We start from the raw sequence: 13900 nt of genomic DNA on the forward strand, positions 1-13900 counted from the left end.
GAAACTTCCTTAAATGTTTGTAACCACCCTGATAGCGCCCGCTGGCGGGTTGCAGCCTGCCCTTGCAGAAAGCCTTCGCAACGCCTGGGGCGGGGGAAATTTACAATGGCTGGCGCCGGATGAGGCGGCAGAGTTTGCGATGGCTGAAGTGCCGGGCAATCGCTGGGGCGTGTGGGCCGAGATGCAGGGTCTTGGCGTTGATTTGATCGTTCAACCGGCTAAAGGGCGGCGCAAGGATATGCTGCTGGCGGACATGGACAGCACGATGATTCAGCAGGAATGCATCGATGAATTGGCGGATGAGGCCGGGGTGGGGGACCATGTCAAAGACATCACCGCGCGGGCGATGAACGGCGAGCTGGATTTCGAGGGCGCTTTGATCGAACGGGTTGATCTTCTGAAAGGTCTGGACGAGGCGGTGATCGAGCATGTTCTCGACACGCGGATCACCTATATGCCGGGGGGCCACGCCCTGTTGGCGACGATGCGCGCGAACGGGGCGCATGCCGCGCTGGTTTCGGGCGGGTTCACGGCCTTCACCGCGCGGGTGGCCGAGACGCTGGGTTTTGACGAAAACTGGGCCAATACGCTGTTGATTGAGGATGGTAAGCTGACCGGTGAGGTCGGGCGGCCCATTCTGGGGCGTGATGCCAAAGTGGCGGCTTTGGAGCAAATCAGCGCGCGGCGCGGTCTAACCGAGCTTGATGTTATCGCCGTAGGGGACGGGGCCAATGATCTTGGGATGCTGGGCCGGGCAGGCACGGGTGTTGCCTTGCATGCCAAGCCTTCGGTGGCTGCCCAATGTGACGTGCGGATCAATCACGGGGACCTCACCGCGCTGCTTTACTTGCAAGGGTATTCACGGGATGAGTTTGTCGAGGGCTGAGCCGGTTTCCCGGGCGCGGACAGCAAAGTGACCCAGTTTCGTTCGGTGATGCGATAGCCATGCTCACCAATCAGGGACATCACCAGCGGGGGGATATGCGCTGCACCCCAGACAACCGCCACGTCGCCATCGTCCCATGTTTTTATCGTATGAGTGCAGGCCTCGATCAGGGCCTTGTCTCGCTGCTTTACCACCACGTCGTGGAACCCTTCACCAAAGATATCATCAAGGCTGTCGTCTGCGGATGTTGGGCCTTCGGCCATTGCATCAATCAGCCAGCGACGCGCGTGGGGAAGGCGCAAGGCGAGGCCCAGAACAGGCATGAGCAGATGAAAAAGTATCCGCCGCAAGACAGGAATGCGCCGCCAGAATCGATTGAACCTCTTTGGTTCAAGGTCGGAATTCACCCAATGCGCGCCCGCGCTTTCGCGCATGGATGTACCCTGTGCAGCTAGGCCCGGATTAGCGGTGCTGGCGATACGATGGGTGCGGTTTGCTGTGCGCCCGGCGGCTGTCCGTGATCCTTCCTTCAGCACCATGTCATGGGTATCGGCGGTGGCTGCGACTTGCCGGAAGAACGCGTGATCGGCGATGTGGACCATCGGAAACAGCGTAAAACTGGGTCCACCGCGCCGCACCAGCCGCAATTGCTGCACCTGAAGGTGGCCGTCATGTTTACGCAGTAATTTCACGGTTCCAATAGTCCTTGGTTTGAGCTGTCCAGATAAGGCAGATCATTGCGTCAGTTTTGGGGTCAGGATGTGGCGTGTAACGCTTCGTATCTTTTTAATCTATCCGTTAATTAACAAATATGTTAATCAGTATCTCATGCCTGACTTGATTCGCACCTTCTCTGCTTTATCCGATGAGACCCGCTTTGCCGTGATTGAGCGGTTGATGGCCGAGGGTGAGTTGCCTGCTGGGACGTTGGTGGAAGGCACTAAGATGAGCGCGCCTGCCATGTCTCGCCACCTGAAGGTGTTGCGAGAAGCCGGGCTGATCATGCAGCGCAGCGAAGGCACGAAGCGGCTCTATTCCGTGCGCCCCGAGGCATTGAAAGCGGTGGCCGACTGGACAATGGATCATCGCGCCTTCTGGGAGGCGGGGTTGGAGCGGTTGGATGCTATGCTGGCATTGGATGAAAAGGACTGAACATGGCGGATCTGCACCTGACACGCGAGTTTGACACCACGGCCGAACGGCTGTTCGAGGTGATCACCACCCAGTCTGATGTCCTGAATTGGTGGGGCCATGACGGGATGACCTTGCCCGAATACCAGCTGGATTTTTCACGCAGGGGCCCGTGGTTTTCGCGCCTGGTCAGCGAAGAAGGCACGGTCTTCAAGATGTCCGGGCAAGTGACCAAGGTGGACCCACCGCGCAGCGTCAGTTTCACTTGGGGTTGGCATGATGATGCGGATGAGCGGGGTGCTGAAAGCCACGTTACCTTCACAGTTGATGCGCTTGAGGGTGGCCGCGCGCGCCTGACCATCGACCATCGTGATCTGCCCAGCGACGAGATTGCCGCCCGCCACGAAGGCGGCTGGACCCATGGGCCACTTGCAAGGCTGGAACGCTACGTTGCGACGCTCACGGACTAAGCATTCACAAAATGGAGGAAATGAAATGACAAAATTCATGCTGGCCTATCACGGCGGCGGAAAACCAGAGACACCCGAAGAGGGCGAAAAGGAAATGGCGAAATGGATCAGCTGGCTGACTGGCCTCGGTGATGCAGCAGTCGACCCAGGAAACCCAGTCGGGATGTCCAAGACCGTCAGTGCCGATGGTGTGGCAGACAATGGTGGTTCCAACCCGCTTTCGGGCTATTCCATTCTTGAAGCGGACAGCATCGAGGCAGTGTGTGAGATGGCCAAGGGGTGTCCAATTCTCGACGGCGGCAAAGGCACCGTCGAGATTGCTCCCATTGTGGAAATGTAGGGCTCAGGCGGCGAGGCTGGCCCGCGTTTGGCCAATCATCAGCGCGGCGCGGGCGGCCTCGCGGCCCTTTTCAACGAAGTGATCGCGATAAATCGCCGTGTGGTGATCGGTCTCCTGGTACTGATGCGGGGTCAGTGAGACGGACAGGACGGGCACACCGCTGTCCAGGCCTGCGCGCATCAATCCATCGACCACGGCCTGCGCCACAAAGTCGTGACGGTAGATACCACCATCCACCACGAAGGCGGCTGTCGCAACGGCGGCGTAGCGTCCTGAACTGGCCAGATCTCGCGCCAGTAGGGGCATCTCAAACGCGCCGGGTACGTCGAAAACATCGATTTGGGACGTCGGGATCAATTCAGAAAATCCAACAAGCGCCTGATCCACGATCTCGGCATGCCAGTTGGCTTTGATAAAGGCGTAATGGGGAAGTGTCATAACATGGCTCCTTTTCCTTTTGACACGTCACCCAGAGCATCAAACGAAAAGGCGCCATAGGGGGCGCTGGCCCCTGCTGGTCCTTACCGCTCTCTTCCATCCGGACTATGACCGTCGGCTCTGGAATTGCACCAGATCTGCTAGACATCCCGGCTCTGCCAAGACCGCTCGCGGGCTTGGGGCTTGCACCCCTTACCGCCGGTGGGGAATTTCACCCCGCCCTGAGAACATGAAACAGATTTAAGGAGAAAAACCCCGCTGTAAAGCAGGGCTTTGCGACAGGTGTGGGGCGGGATACGTCATCCCGCCCCATCCAAACTGGGTTTAGCCGTCTGTGGCAGGCAGAACGCCTTGCGCTTGTGCTTCGGAAATCTCGTCCGATGTCAGCATACCGTCGGCATTGGCATCGGCCTGGCTGAATGTGCCAGCTTCGGCATCCGGATACGCGGCCTGGAACTCGGTCATGGTAACGGCACCATCACCATCGGCGTCCATGGAGGCTGCATCCCCGGCAAGGGCGGCAACGGGCAGCGAGAGGGCAAAAGCGAAGCTTGCAGCGATCAGTTCCTTAGTCATGTTAGGTCTCCTTCCTATGGAGGTTGCAGAGGGCGGTTGCGCCTCTGTGACTGGAACGTGGGGGCAGGACCGGGGATTGTCTGCACCTCGCGTAGATACAGACCGAAAAGCCGCGAAAACGGGCCGATAGAGGGGTAAAAACTGCGCGATTGCCTGCCGTGGATCGCCGCTCGGCGGGACGCTGCCGACAGTGTGGGGGCCAATCGGCAAGACTATGACGAAAACCGGCCTAAAGAAGCTCGGCGACTGGTTTGATCACGCCCGCCTCAAGGCCGCGACGATTGAGAATCGGCGCGTTCATGAATCGCCTTGTGGCCGGATGAACGGGAGACAGAACACCCAAGCGCACCAAGAGGGCGGCAATTGTACATTCCGCTGCTCGGGTGGTGCCATCGGCGATCTTCAGGGCGATGCCCAGCTTCTTGGTGGGCAGGATGGCGATGAAAAACCCCTCGGCCCCGGTTTTGAGCGCGACTGGTTCAGAACAAGCGCGCATCAGTAAGGTACAGGCGCGGGTTTCTCCGGCGACCAGATCGGGATGGGCAACCATCGCCTGCCACAACTTCACGGCTGCGTTCTGACGGGTATCGGCATCGTCCTGTGCAGCGGCGAAATAGGCCATGGCCCGTGCCATACCATGCAGCGTGGTGATGAAATTGGGGGCGGAACATCCGTCAATGCCATAGCCGGGGCTGTCCTGCCCTGTGACCGACTCAAATGCTTCGAGACAAGCGCGCTGCACGGGATGGTCGATGTCGATATAGTCCGGGCCAGCGCCAAGATGGCGCGTGAGTGTCAGGAACCCGGAATGTTTGCCCGAGCAGTTGTTGTGGTACTGGCACGGGCTTTGGTCTGCGCGGATCAGGGCATCGCGGGCCGGAATGTCATCAGGTTCCTGCGGGCCACAGCGAAAATCATCGTCGGTCAGCCCCAGATCCGAAAGCCAGGCTTGTACGCGATCCGTATGAATCGCCGCCGCGTTATGCGACGCACAGGCCAGCGCCAGTTGTTCGGTCGTCAGACCATGTGCATCCGCCGCTCCGCTTTCGATCAACGGCAACGCCTGGATCATCTTGGCCGAGCTCCGCGGGTAGACGGCCATGTCCGGATCGCCCCATGCCTGCACGATCTGACCACTGTCATCACAGATCACCGCATGGCCCAGATGGAGGCTTTCGATCATCGGCCCGCGCCAGATTTCAGTCAGAGGAACCGGGTTTGACATGATTGTGACCTTCCATACGCTTCATAATGTGCGAAAATCTGCCAATTCTATCTTTCGCGCCTCGCCTGTTTCAGGCTATTGTAGCAATGTCGAGTAAGAACAGGCCGTCGCCAAGAAGAAATCCGCAAAGGATGCGCACGGTCGGCACAATTGAGGCTAAAGGACAGCTTGGAGGCTGGACATATGGTATCACGTTTTTCATGTCTGATCGCAGGGGCCGCATTGGCATGTGCGGCAACCGGTGCGGCAGCACAGGAAGAAAGCACCAATCAAGTGGCGGCAAAAACCGCCTGGAGTGTGTTTGAAGATCAAAATCCGCGCGAGTGCTGGGCGGTGTCGTCGCCAACTGAAACAGTGAACACGCGCGATGGGCGCGTGGTTGCGGTGCGGCGCGGGGATATCCTTTTGATGACCTTCTATCGCCCCGACGCGGGTGTGCAGGGTCAGGTGGCCTTTACCGGTGGCTATCCGTTTGCGGGTGGATCGACCGTGAATCTGAACATCAGCGGCAATTCATTCGAGCTATTCAGCGAGGGTGAATGGGCCTGGCCAGCCAGTGCGGCGGATGATGCCAAGATCATCGCGGCGCTGAAACGCGGTGCTGATGCGGTGCTGACCGCACAATCGTCGCGCGGCACCAAAACCAAGGATTCTTTTTCGCTGATGGGCTATACGGCTGCGGTGGAAGAGGCCGAGAAGCGCTGTAAGTAACCACCAAATCAGATCGCTTAGAAGATGCGCGCCGTTGGGTGCGCATTTTTTTATTGGTTGCTCTGCTCGGGTCGTGGTGCGGCCGCACGCTGAAGACGGTCATTGATCGCACGGCCCAACCCGGTGTCGGGGATGGGAGAAACGGCGATGGGTCGGTCCATCTCATCCAACGCATGGAGATGGCCAAACAGGTTGGCCGCGGCTTCAACCAGATCGCCCGCCGCCGAGAGATTGAGATCGCAATCGACCTTTCCAAAGCCCAATAGCACCTCGTTTGATTTATGATCCGTTGCATTCAAGCGAACAGGTGCGCCGGGCGCATAGTGCGAGCGCATCTGGCCCGGGGCGGTGACAGGGTCATTGGCCCCGTGATGTGAAAGCGTCTGGCCCAATGCGGCTTCGATCACTTCAACAGGCAGACCCCCGGGGCGTAACAGAGTGGGCTGATCCGCAAGGCCGATGATGGTGGATTCCAAACCCACATCGCAGGGGCCGCCATCGACAACCGCCGCGATCTGCCCGGATAGGCCTTGCAGGACGTGGTCAACCGTTGTGGGGCTGATCCGGCCCGACGGGTTGGCAGACGGGGCTGCGATGGGGCCGTCAAAGGCGTTGAGCACAGCTTTTGCCACCGGATGGGCCGGAAGGCGGATAGCCACGGTAGGCAGGCCAGCGGTGACCAGGGGCGAGAGGCCATGGCCGGGTTTAAGGGGCAGAACCAGCGTGAGCGGTCCGGGCCAGAAGGCCTGTGCCAGCCGGTCGGCCAGATCGGGCCACTCGACCAGTGCCTTTGTTTGTTCGATGCTGGCCAGATGCACGATCAGCGGGTTGAACTGCGGGCGGTTCTTGGCCTCGAATATCCGCGCCACAGCCGTGTCATTACGGGCATCTCCGCCAAGGCCATAGACCGTCTCGGTCGGGATCGCCACCAGATCGCCTTGCGCCAGAAGGGTGGCGGCGCGCGCTATGTCGGCTGGGTTGGATGAGAGCGTTTGAGTCATGACCGGCATCCTTACTGGCCCGTTGTCTCAATGCCAAGCATGCGTGGTGTTGACCTTCGACCCGGCAAAGTGCAGGTCGGGTTTCGTGAGCCGCCACAAGAAGGACGCCCGCATTGGCAAAGATACACACCCCGTGGGAGACCGCCCCGGCGCATGGCGAGGCGATCGAGGTGGCCGCTGGCGTCCTGTGGATTCGCCTGCCCCTGCCCATGGCGCTGGATCATGTGAACATCTATGCGCTGGACGAGGGCGACAGCTGGACCATCGTCGATACCGGCATTCATTCGCGCCGGTCCGTCGCCCTATGGGGAAGTGTGCTGGACGGTCCGTTGCAAGGTAAACCGGTGAGCCGCGTGATCATCACGCACCATCACCCTGACCATGTTGGTATGGCGGGCTGGCTGATGGCGCGGTTCGGGGCCGAGTTGATGGCGACGCGCACCTCATGGCTGATGGCGCGGATGCTGATCCTGGATGAAGAAGAGCGCCCCACCGAACAGGCGCTGGCCTATTGGCGCAGTGCGGGCATGGATGCTGAGATTTACGAAGCCCGTAAAAATGACCGCCCGTATAATTTCGCCGATGTCTGCCATCCCATCCCGGTGGGGTATACCCGTGTCAAACAGGATGATGTGATCCGCATAGGTGGGCGCGACTGGGACGTGCATATCGGCAATGGACATGCGCCCGAGCATATGACCCTTTGGAGTCGGGACGATAACCTGGTGATCGCAGGCGATCAGATCATCAGTTCGATCAGCCCCAATATCGGCGTCTATCCGACCGAGCCCGAGGCCGATCCGGTCACGGACTGGCTTGAGGCGTGCGAGCGTTTGGGCACGCTGGCCCATGACGACCATCTGGTTTTGAGCGGGCACAAGTTGCCCTTCACCGGGCTGCCGTTTCGGATGCAGCAATTGATCGAGAATCACCATGGATGCCTTGAGCGGCTGGTGGCACATTTGGACCAACCTAAAGTGGCGTCCGGGTGCTTTGCACCGCTGTTCAAACGGAAAATTGATCAGGGCTTGTACGGTTTGGCCCTTGTCGAGACGGTTGCACACCTCAATCATCTACACCAATCTGGTGCGATTACCCGTCAACGCCGTGCCGATGGTGCGTGGCTTTGGCAGGCAAAGGGAGAAATGTGATGGACGATGAAATCAGAACGACGGCGGAAGCCGTGGAAGGCGCAGCGCTGCCACGCTGTCACGAGGTGCATGCCTGCCCCGACACCCAGGCGCCCGATGATTTTCCCGAAGCGGTGACAAATGAACCGATCACCCAGAAAAGCCCGGCAGAATGGGCCTATGAGCGCCTGATCATCTATATCCAGAACTTTGAGAAAACGCTGGATAACGAGCATGAAGTTGCGATGGGTTTTACCGGGGCGGAAGCCGGGGTGATGCGGATCGAAGGTATGGGGTTTTTCGACCCAGACATCGTGACGTTTTACGGCAGCGATCCGGCGGGTGGCAAAACTCAGTTGGTGCAGCATTACGGCCAGTTGAACGTGATGCTGCGCGCCTTGCCAAAGCAGGTGGAACAGGCCGAACCGACGCGGATTGGCTTTCGTCTTGCGCAGGATCTGGAGCGTAGCTGAGCCATTGCAATTTGGCGCGGGGAACGGGCAAAGAATATGCCGCGTGACAGGGTGACAGCGCTTTGCAAATGCAGTAACCAGTTCAACAAGTTCAGATAGATCGACCACGGGGACAGATTAAGATGGCCGAACATAAACATGGCGAAATGAACACCGACGTTCAGGAAAAAACCTTTGCGGGCTTTGTGAAGGCCTCTATGTGGGTGGCTGGCGTTTCCATTGGCATTCTCATCTTCCTGGCGCTGTTTAACAGCTAACGATATTTTCGCTGCTTTTAAGCATGTCATCGGGGAACGCCATGCGTACAATTATTGCTGCACTTTGCGGTCTGTTCTTGCTTGCAGGATGCGCCGCAGAATCGACCTGGGCTTCGGATGAATTCGTTCGCAAAAGAGCGTACAAGCATGATGGCCCGCCGCGGATCACGTTGTTCACCATGATCAACAACAAGACAGGCGCAGGTGCACACACCTCCCTGATGATCAACGCATCACAGCGGGTGATCTTTGATCCGGCCGGGTCGTTCAAACATGAAACCATCCCCGAGCGGAACGACGTGGTTTTTGGCATTACCCCGGCGGTGGCCGATGGTTATACCCGCTATCACGCGCGTGAAACCTTCCACGTGCGGGTGCAGACACTGGATGTCTCGCCCGAGCTGGCCGAGGGCATGATGCGCGCGGTGATGGAGTACGGCGCGGTGCCGTCTGCGCAATGCGCGCTGAGCACGTCGACCGTTTTGTCAGGATTCTTCCCCGGACAGATCAGCCGCGGCTGGTATCCCAAGAAGCTGGCCGAACAGTTCCAGCAGATACCCGGAGTCAGCAGCCGGACGCTGCGCGAATATGACAGTGATGACAATTCCAAGGTGCTGGAAGACTGGGATCCGAACCGGCTGACCCGCGACGCGGTGTCCCTGCTGGATTGACCCTGCGGACTTAGGAAAATCACTTAGCATCGGTACTATGTCCGCAATGACCGTTTTGAGCCCAAACCTACGTAGGGAACTTGAAGGATCTGCAAGACTATTTAGAAAGTATCGCGTTTAGAGCAGAAATATCGGATGACGTTTTGGAAGAACTCGGCTTCTCAGATTGTATGGGCCCCGAACTTCGGGCGTTTGTCGAAGAACAGCTCGTTGCTGACTTAAATTGATATTTACCGAGGCAACAGACATATCATCGATCTGACGTCCACTTTGATTGGTTGGAAAGCTGTGTTGAAGGCCATCGAACTTGTTGGCTCGACGGCGAAATCGAAAACTTTTCAGGTGTCGCTGTTCTTAACAATAACCGCGGGCTGATTGCCGAAGGGTGGATGGAGTTCATCGAAACTGAGGTTGGTCTTGAGGTGTTTTGGTGGTTCCTAACCGTTGCGGATCAGAGTGGGTTGCAAAGCAAAGAGACAAATACTGTGCCGAGCCATGTCTGGAACCGACTAAGCGCTGAAGTGCGCTCCCTGTGGAGAGATCATGCACCAAAGAAACCGCTTCCATGAGTTTCGAAAGGTCGGCTTTGTCCCGCATAGTGACCATTGCATGCCAGAAACTTCTGTTATCTCGCACGGCTATGGAAATCTGCATAACGGAGGTGTGCGTATCACCGCGTCCGACGCTTAGCACTCCGTGTCGCTATACCAGTCATCAATAATCGCAATCGCTTCGGACGAGGTTTCGACAAAGCGGAACAGCTCGATATCTTCGGGGCTGATCGTTCCGGCATCGGCCAGTGCGTCCCAGTTGATGATCTTGCGCCAGAATTCTTCGCCAAACAGCAGGAACGGCACCTTGTTCATCCGATCGGTCTGAATCAACGTCAGGGCCTCGAACAACTCGTCCAGCGTGCCAAAGCCGCCTGGGAAGCAGCAGATCGCTTTGGCGCGCATCAGGAAATGCATCTTGCGGATGGCGAAATAGTGAAAGTTGAAACACAGACCCGGGGTGACATATTCGTTCGGGGCCTGTTCATGGGGCAGCACTATGTTGAGGCCGATGGAACTGCCGCCCGCATCATCCGCGCCGCGATTGCCTGCCTCCATCACGCCCGGGCCGCCGCCCGTGGCCACGACGAATTCGCGCCCATAGCTGGCCATGCTGCGCTCGGTCATCAGGCGGGCGAATTCGCGCGCCTCGTCATAGTATTTCGACAGATCGGCCAGTGTCTTAGTGCGCGCGGTTTCCTTGTGCGCAGGGTCTGGGATACGCGCGCCGCCAAACAGCACAACGGTGCTTTCAATGCCGCGCTCGTTCAGGATCATCTCGGGCTTGAGCAATTCCAACTGGAGACGCACGGGCCGCAGCTCTTCCCGGCACATGAAATCCGGGTCGTTAAAGGCCAGCCGGTAAGCGGGGGCCCGGGTTTGGGGCGTATCAGGCACCTGTTCGGCAGTGGTGCGGTCGGTTCCGGCATCGCGGAACTGGCTGTTGCGGTCGTCTTTCATCATCTGTCCCTTTTGGCCTGTTTTATTCAGGCGTATAGGTTTGAGCAGGCATTTGCCAGACAAAGGGGCGTGAGGGATGGATTGGATAGCTGAGATCAGGGCGGCGCAAGCGCGCATTGCAGGACATGCGCGGCAAACCCCTGTGATGCAGGCCAGTGGATTTGGCCTCGGTTATCCGATCGAGATGAAGCTGGAGCAGATGCAACATACGGGCAGTTTCAAGGCGCGGGGAGCGTTCAATACGCTTCTTTCCTGCCCCGTGCCCAAGGCCGGGCTGGTTGCCGCCTCGGGTGGCAATCATGGCGCGGCGGTGGCTTATGCCGGCGCTCAACTGGGCCACAAGGCACGGATTTACGTGCCGGAAATGGCAGGGCCTGCCAAGATCGCGTTGATCAAAGGTCTAGGTGCTGATTTGCAGGTGGTGCCGGGGGCCTATTCGAACGCTTTGGAGGCTGCGCAACAACATGAGGCCGAAACCGGCGCTATGCAAATTCATGCCTATGACGCCCCCGCCACCGTGACCGGACAGGGCACCTGCATGGCGGAATGGGAAGATCAGGGGTTGGAGGCCGACACCGTGCTGATCGCCGTTGGCGGTGGCGGGTTGATCGCGGGTGCTTTGGCGTGGTTGTCAGGGCGGCGCAAAGTGGTGGCAGTGGAACCGGAAACAGCCTGCGCGTTGCATGCCGCGCAGGAGGCGGGCACACCCGTTGATGTCGATGTATCGGGCGTGGCCGCTAACGCGCTGGGCGCCCGGAAGATCGGCAGGATTTGCTTTGATCTGGCCAAGGGTGTTCCAACCGTTCTGGTCAGTGACGATGCCATCAGAACCGCCCAGCACGCCCTTTGGCGTGAGGCACGGCAATTGGTGGAACCAGCGGGTGCCGCCGCGCTTGCTGCCCTGATGAGCGGGGCCTATCAGCCTGAACCGGGTGAGTGCGTGGCCGTATTGATCTGTGGCGGCAATATCGCGCCTGATCCTCTGGCGTAACTCTCAGAGAGCGGCTGCCGCTTTCAACCCTTCCAATACCGCCTCTTCCGCCGTGCGGGGGGCAAGACAATCGCCAATCATCTGGAACGGCCGCTCCGCCAAGGACTCGGCTAGGTCGTCCTCGGGCGCGTGACCCTGAGCCAGAATCAACGTATCGACCCCTTCCATGACCATCGCCTCACCGCTGGCGGAGTGTTGGAAATAGGCGCTATCACCATCGGCCCCAAACAGGCGTGCGTAGGGTGTGATTTCCACCCCAAGCCTGTGCAGACGGCTGACCATGCTGTCGCGCACATAAGACTGGATCAGTTCGCCTGCATGGGTGCCGTTTACGGCCAGTCGCACGTGGCTGCCCGCGCTGGCAAGCATTTCGGCCAGCCCCAACCCGATCCAGTCGCTGCGCCAATCTGCAATCACGACCGAACCTCCGGGATTGACCTCGTTGCGCAGCACCGACCAGGCATCCACCACATGGGCCTCGTCGTCTGCCTCGAACCCGTGGGGCCAATGCGGCTTGGCGCCGGTGGCCAACAGGACCGCGTCCGGATCAAGCTGGTCTACCAACTCCCTATCTGCCCGGGTGCCGGTGCGGATATCGACCCCGGCCAGTTCCATTTCGCGGGTGAGGTTGGTGATGATTCCGCCAAATTCAGCCCGCCCGGGAAGCAGTTGTGCCAGTCGGGCCTGTCCGCCCAACTGCGTTTCGGCTTCAACCAAGGTTACATTGTGCCCGCGCCGCGCCGCGACCGAGGCGGCTTTCATCCCGGCAGGGCCGCCACCGATGACCAACACCTGTTTGGACTTCGGTGCTCGCATCAGCTCGCCATAGATCAGCTCGCGCCCCGTTTCGGGATGTTGGATGCAGGAAATCGGCACGCCCTTGTGGAAATGCCCGATACAGGCCTGATTGCATCCGATACAGGCGCGGATATGGTCCAGCTTTCCGGCCCTGGCTTTGGCCGGCATCTTCGGGTCACAGATCATCGCGCGGGTCATCCCGCACATATCAGCCTGCCCCGAGGCGAGTACGGCCTCGGCGTCTTGCGGCTGATTGATACGGCCGGTCACGACGATCGGGATGTTAACGCGTTGTTTCACGGCGGCTGAGAACGGGGCGAGATAGGCATTGGCCTCAAACATCGGCGGAACGATGTGAATGGCTGCGCCGAGAGTGGCCGAACTGCCTGCCACCACGCTGACATAATCAATTTTGGACTCAACGGCGGCGATAATCTCCAGCGCCTCGGGTTCTTCTAGCCCGTTCGGGTCTTTCTCATCGCCCGAAATGCGCATCCCGACGACGAAATCTTCTCCTCCACCTGCTCTTGCGGCCTCAATCGCCTGCACCAGAAACCGACGGCGGTTTTCGGGGTTGCCACCGTAGTCATCGGTGCGCTGGTTGATCGCCGCACTGAGGAATTGCGCGGGCAAATAGCCCTGGCTGGCGATAATCTCGACCCCGTCTGCGCCGGCGGCCTTGACCCGCTTGGCACCCGCGCGAAAGCCCTCGATTATCTCGTCAATCATCTCAACCGACAGCGCACGGGGGATCGTGTGGAACCTTTCACTGGGGCTGACTGAAGGCGCATAGGCCACAGCGGCGGTCCCATCGGCGACTTCCATGATCTCGCGGCCCGGATGGAACAGTTGCACGATCAGCTTGCAGCCTTCTGCGTGCAGCGTATCGGCCAGGCGGTGCAGGCCGGGGATACACGCATCATCGGTCGCCATAAGCAAATGCGAGGTATAGCGCGCGGTTTCATGCACGCCGGCCACTTGCGTCACGATCAGGCCGGCACCGCCTTTTGCGCGCGCCGCATGATAAGCGATCAGCGCCTCATTGACGTTGCCATCATGGGGCAGGCAGGTGTCATGCCCGGTTGAGACGATCCGGTTCTTCACCGTCATAGGCCCGATCTTGAGGGGCGAGAAAAGCGTGGGGCAGGCCTGCGTCATGGGGCGACTATGAAAGCAGCGGTCGCGCGGTGCAATTGATTTGACGCAGATGATATCGCCATTGCCGCATTGCGCTGTGCGGGGCTGGCCCATATAGGTCATGCCAACAAGAGATATCATGACACGCTAGGGA

At 59.2% G+C, this 13900-nt stretch carries 17 protein-coding genes and 1 riboswitch; of the genes, 10 read left to right on the top strand and 7 right to left on the bottom strand.

What is annotated here, in order from left to right; genetic code table 11:
• The first annotated feature begins 13 nt into the window (after positions 1-13).
• On the top strand, positions 14-886 hold the full coding sequence (gene serB, locus V6N02_RS19365) for a phosphoserine phosphatase SerB (RefSeq protein ID WP_371228370.1): 873 nt from the start codon (positions 14-16) through the stop codon (positions 884-886).
• Here serB and V6N02_RS19370 read toward each other — a convergent pair.
• Positions 844-1578: a hypothetical protein gene (locus tag V6N02_RS19370; protein ID WP_371228372.1), complete on the bottom strand. Its 735-nt coding sequence runs from the start codon at positions 1576-1578 to the stop codon at positions 844-846. The two genes, serB and V6N02_RS19370, sit on opposite strands and share 43 nt — an antisense overlap.
• A 136-nt stretch (positions 1579-1714) precedes the next feature.
• Between V6N02_RS19370 and V6N02_RS19375 the strand changes: the two genes are divergently transcribed.
• The 3 genes from V6N02_RS19375 to V6N02_RS19385 are packed head-to-tail and all read left to right on the top strand — an operon-like array spanning position 1715 to position 2827.
• A complete protein-coding gene (locus tag V6N02_RS19375) occupies positions 1715-2038 on the top strand; it encodes an ArsR/SmtB family transcription factor (RefSeq protein ID WP_371228374.1) in 324 nt (107 codons plus the stop codon).
• 2 nt (positions 2039-2040) lie between these two features.
• Positions 2041-2487 (top strand): SRPBCC family protein, encoded by a 447-nt coding sequence (locus V6N02_RS19380; protein WP_371228376.1) that lies wholly within the window; start codon positions 2041-2043, stop codon positions 2485-2487.
• Positions 2488-2512: 25 nt separating this feature from the next.
• Positions 2513-2827: a YciI family protein gene (locus V6N02_RS19385; RefSeq protein WP_371228378.1), complete on the top strand. Its 315-nt coding sequence runs from the start codon at positions 2513-2515 to the stop codon at positions 2825-2827.
• Positions 2828-2830: 3 nt separating this feature from the next.
• Here the strand turns inward: V6N02_RS19385 and V6N02_RS19390 are convergent, their stop codons facing one another.
• From V6N02_RS19390 to V6N02_RS19400, 3 genes are all read right to left on the bottom strand, one after another.
• Positions 2831-3265: a 6,7-dimethyl-8-ribityllumazine synthase gene (locus V6N02_RS19390; RefSeq protein ID WP_371228380.1), complete on the bottom strand. Its 435-nt coding sequence runs from the start codon at positions 3263-3265 to the stop codon at positions 2831-2833.
• Positions 3266-3349: 84 nt separating this feature from the next.
• Positions 3350-3498: riboswitch (FMN riboswitch) on the bottom strand.
• Between the two features lie 91 nt (positions 3499-3589).
• The gene (locus V6N02_RS19395) at positions 3590-3841 is read right to left on the bottom strand and encodes an EF-hand domain-containing protein (protein WP_371228383.1); all 252 of its coding nucleotides are present in this window, start codon (positions 3839-3841) and stop codon (positions 3590-3592) included.
• Positions 3842-4070: 229 nt separating this feature from the next.
• Positions 4071-5066: an asparaginase gene (locus V6N02_RS19400; protein ID WP_371228385.1), complete on the bottom strand. Its 996-nt coding sequence runs from the start codon at positions 5064-5066 to the stop codon at positions 4071-4073.
• A gap of 183 nt (positions 5067-5249) precedes the next feature.
• On the opposite strand from V6N02_RS19400, the gene V6N02_RS19405 reads away from it, so the two are divergent.
• Entirely contained in the window at positions 5250-5777 is a 528-nt protein-coding gene (locus V6N02_RS19405) for an invasion associated locus B family protein (protein ID WP_371228388.1), read from the top strand.
• A gap of 50 nt (positions 5778-5827) precedes the next feature.
• On the opposite strand, the gene V6N02_RS19410 is transcribed toward V6N02_RS19405, so the two are convergent.
• A complete protein-coding gene (locus V6N02_RS19410) occupies positions 5828-6787 on the bottom strand; it encodes an L-threonylcarbamoyladenylate synthase (RefSeq protein WP_371228390.1) in 960 nt (319 codons plus the stop codon).
• 104 nt (positions 6788-6891) lie between these two features.
• On the opposite strand from V6N02_RS19410, the gene V6N02_RS19415 reads away from it, so the two are divergent.
• The 4 genes from V6N02_RS19415 (at position 6892) to V6N02_RS19430 (ending at position 9309) form a co-directional block, all read left to right on the top strand.
• Positions 6892-7929, top strand: coding sequence for an MBL fold metallo-hydrolase (locus V6N02_RS19415; protein WP_371228393.1), 1038 nt, complete (start codon positions 6892-6894; stop codon positions 7927-7929).
• Positions 7929-8381 (top strand): hypothetical protein, encoded by a 453-nt coding sequence (locus V6N02_RS19420; protein ID WP_371228396.1) that lies wholly within the window; start codon positions 7929-7931, stop codon positions 8379-8381. The genes V6N02_RS19415 and V6N02_RS19420 overlap by 1 nt, the downstream gene beginning before the upstream one ends.
• A gap of 122 nt (positions 8382-8503) precedes the next feature.
• Positions 8504-8638, top strand: coding sequence for an aa3-type cytochrome c oxidase subunit IV (locus V6N02_RS19425; protein ID WP_371228398.1), 135 nt, complete (start codon positions 8504-8506; stop codon positions 8636-8638).
• Between the two features lie 179 nt (positions 8639-8817).
• Positions 8818-9309 (top strand): hypothetical protein, encoded by a 492-nt coding sequence (locus tag V6N02_RS19430; protein WP_371228401.1) that lies wholly within the window; start codon positions 8818-8820, stop codon positions 9307-9309.
• A gap of 686 nt (positions 9310-9995) precedes the next feature.
• Here V6N02_RS19430 and V6N02_RS19435 read toward each other — a convergent pair.
• A complete protein-coding gene (locus tag V6N02_RS19435) occupies positions 9996-10820 on the bottom strand; it encodes an LOG family protein (protein WP_371228524.1) in 825 nt (274 codons plus the stop codon).
• 76 nt (positions 10821-10896) lie between these two features.
• Here V6N02_RS19435 and V6N02_RS19440 point away from each other — a divergent pair, with 76 nt between their 5' ends.
• Positions 10897-11811 carry a threonine/serine dehydratase gene (locus tag V6N02_RS19440; RefSeq protein WP_371228403.1) on the top strand — a complete coding sequence of 305 codons (915 nt, stop codon included), beginning with the start codon at positions 10897-10899 and terminating at the stop codon, positions 11809-11811.
• Between the two features lie 3 nt (positions 11812-11814).
• Here V6N02_RS19440 and V6N02_RS19445 read toward each other — a convergent pair whose 3' ends face one another.
• Positions 11815-13887: an oxidoreductase gene (locus tag V6N02_RS19445; protein WP_371228406.1), complete on the bottom strand. Its 2073-nt coding sequence runs from the start codon at positions 13885-13887 to the stop codon at positions 11815-11817.
• Positions 13888-13900: the final 13 nt, after the last annotated feature.

Origin of the sequence: Roseovarius conchicola (assembly GCF_041403425.1) — a bacterium.
Classification (GTDB): Bacteria; Pseudomonadota; Alphaproteobacteria; order Rhodobacterales; family Rhodobacteraceae; genus Roseovarius; species Roseovarius conchicola.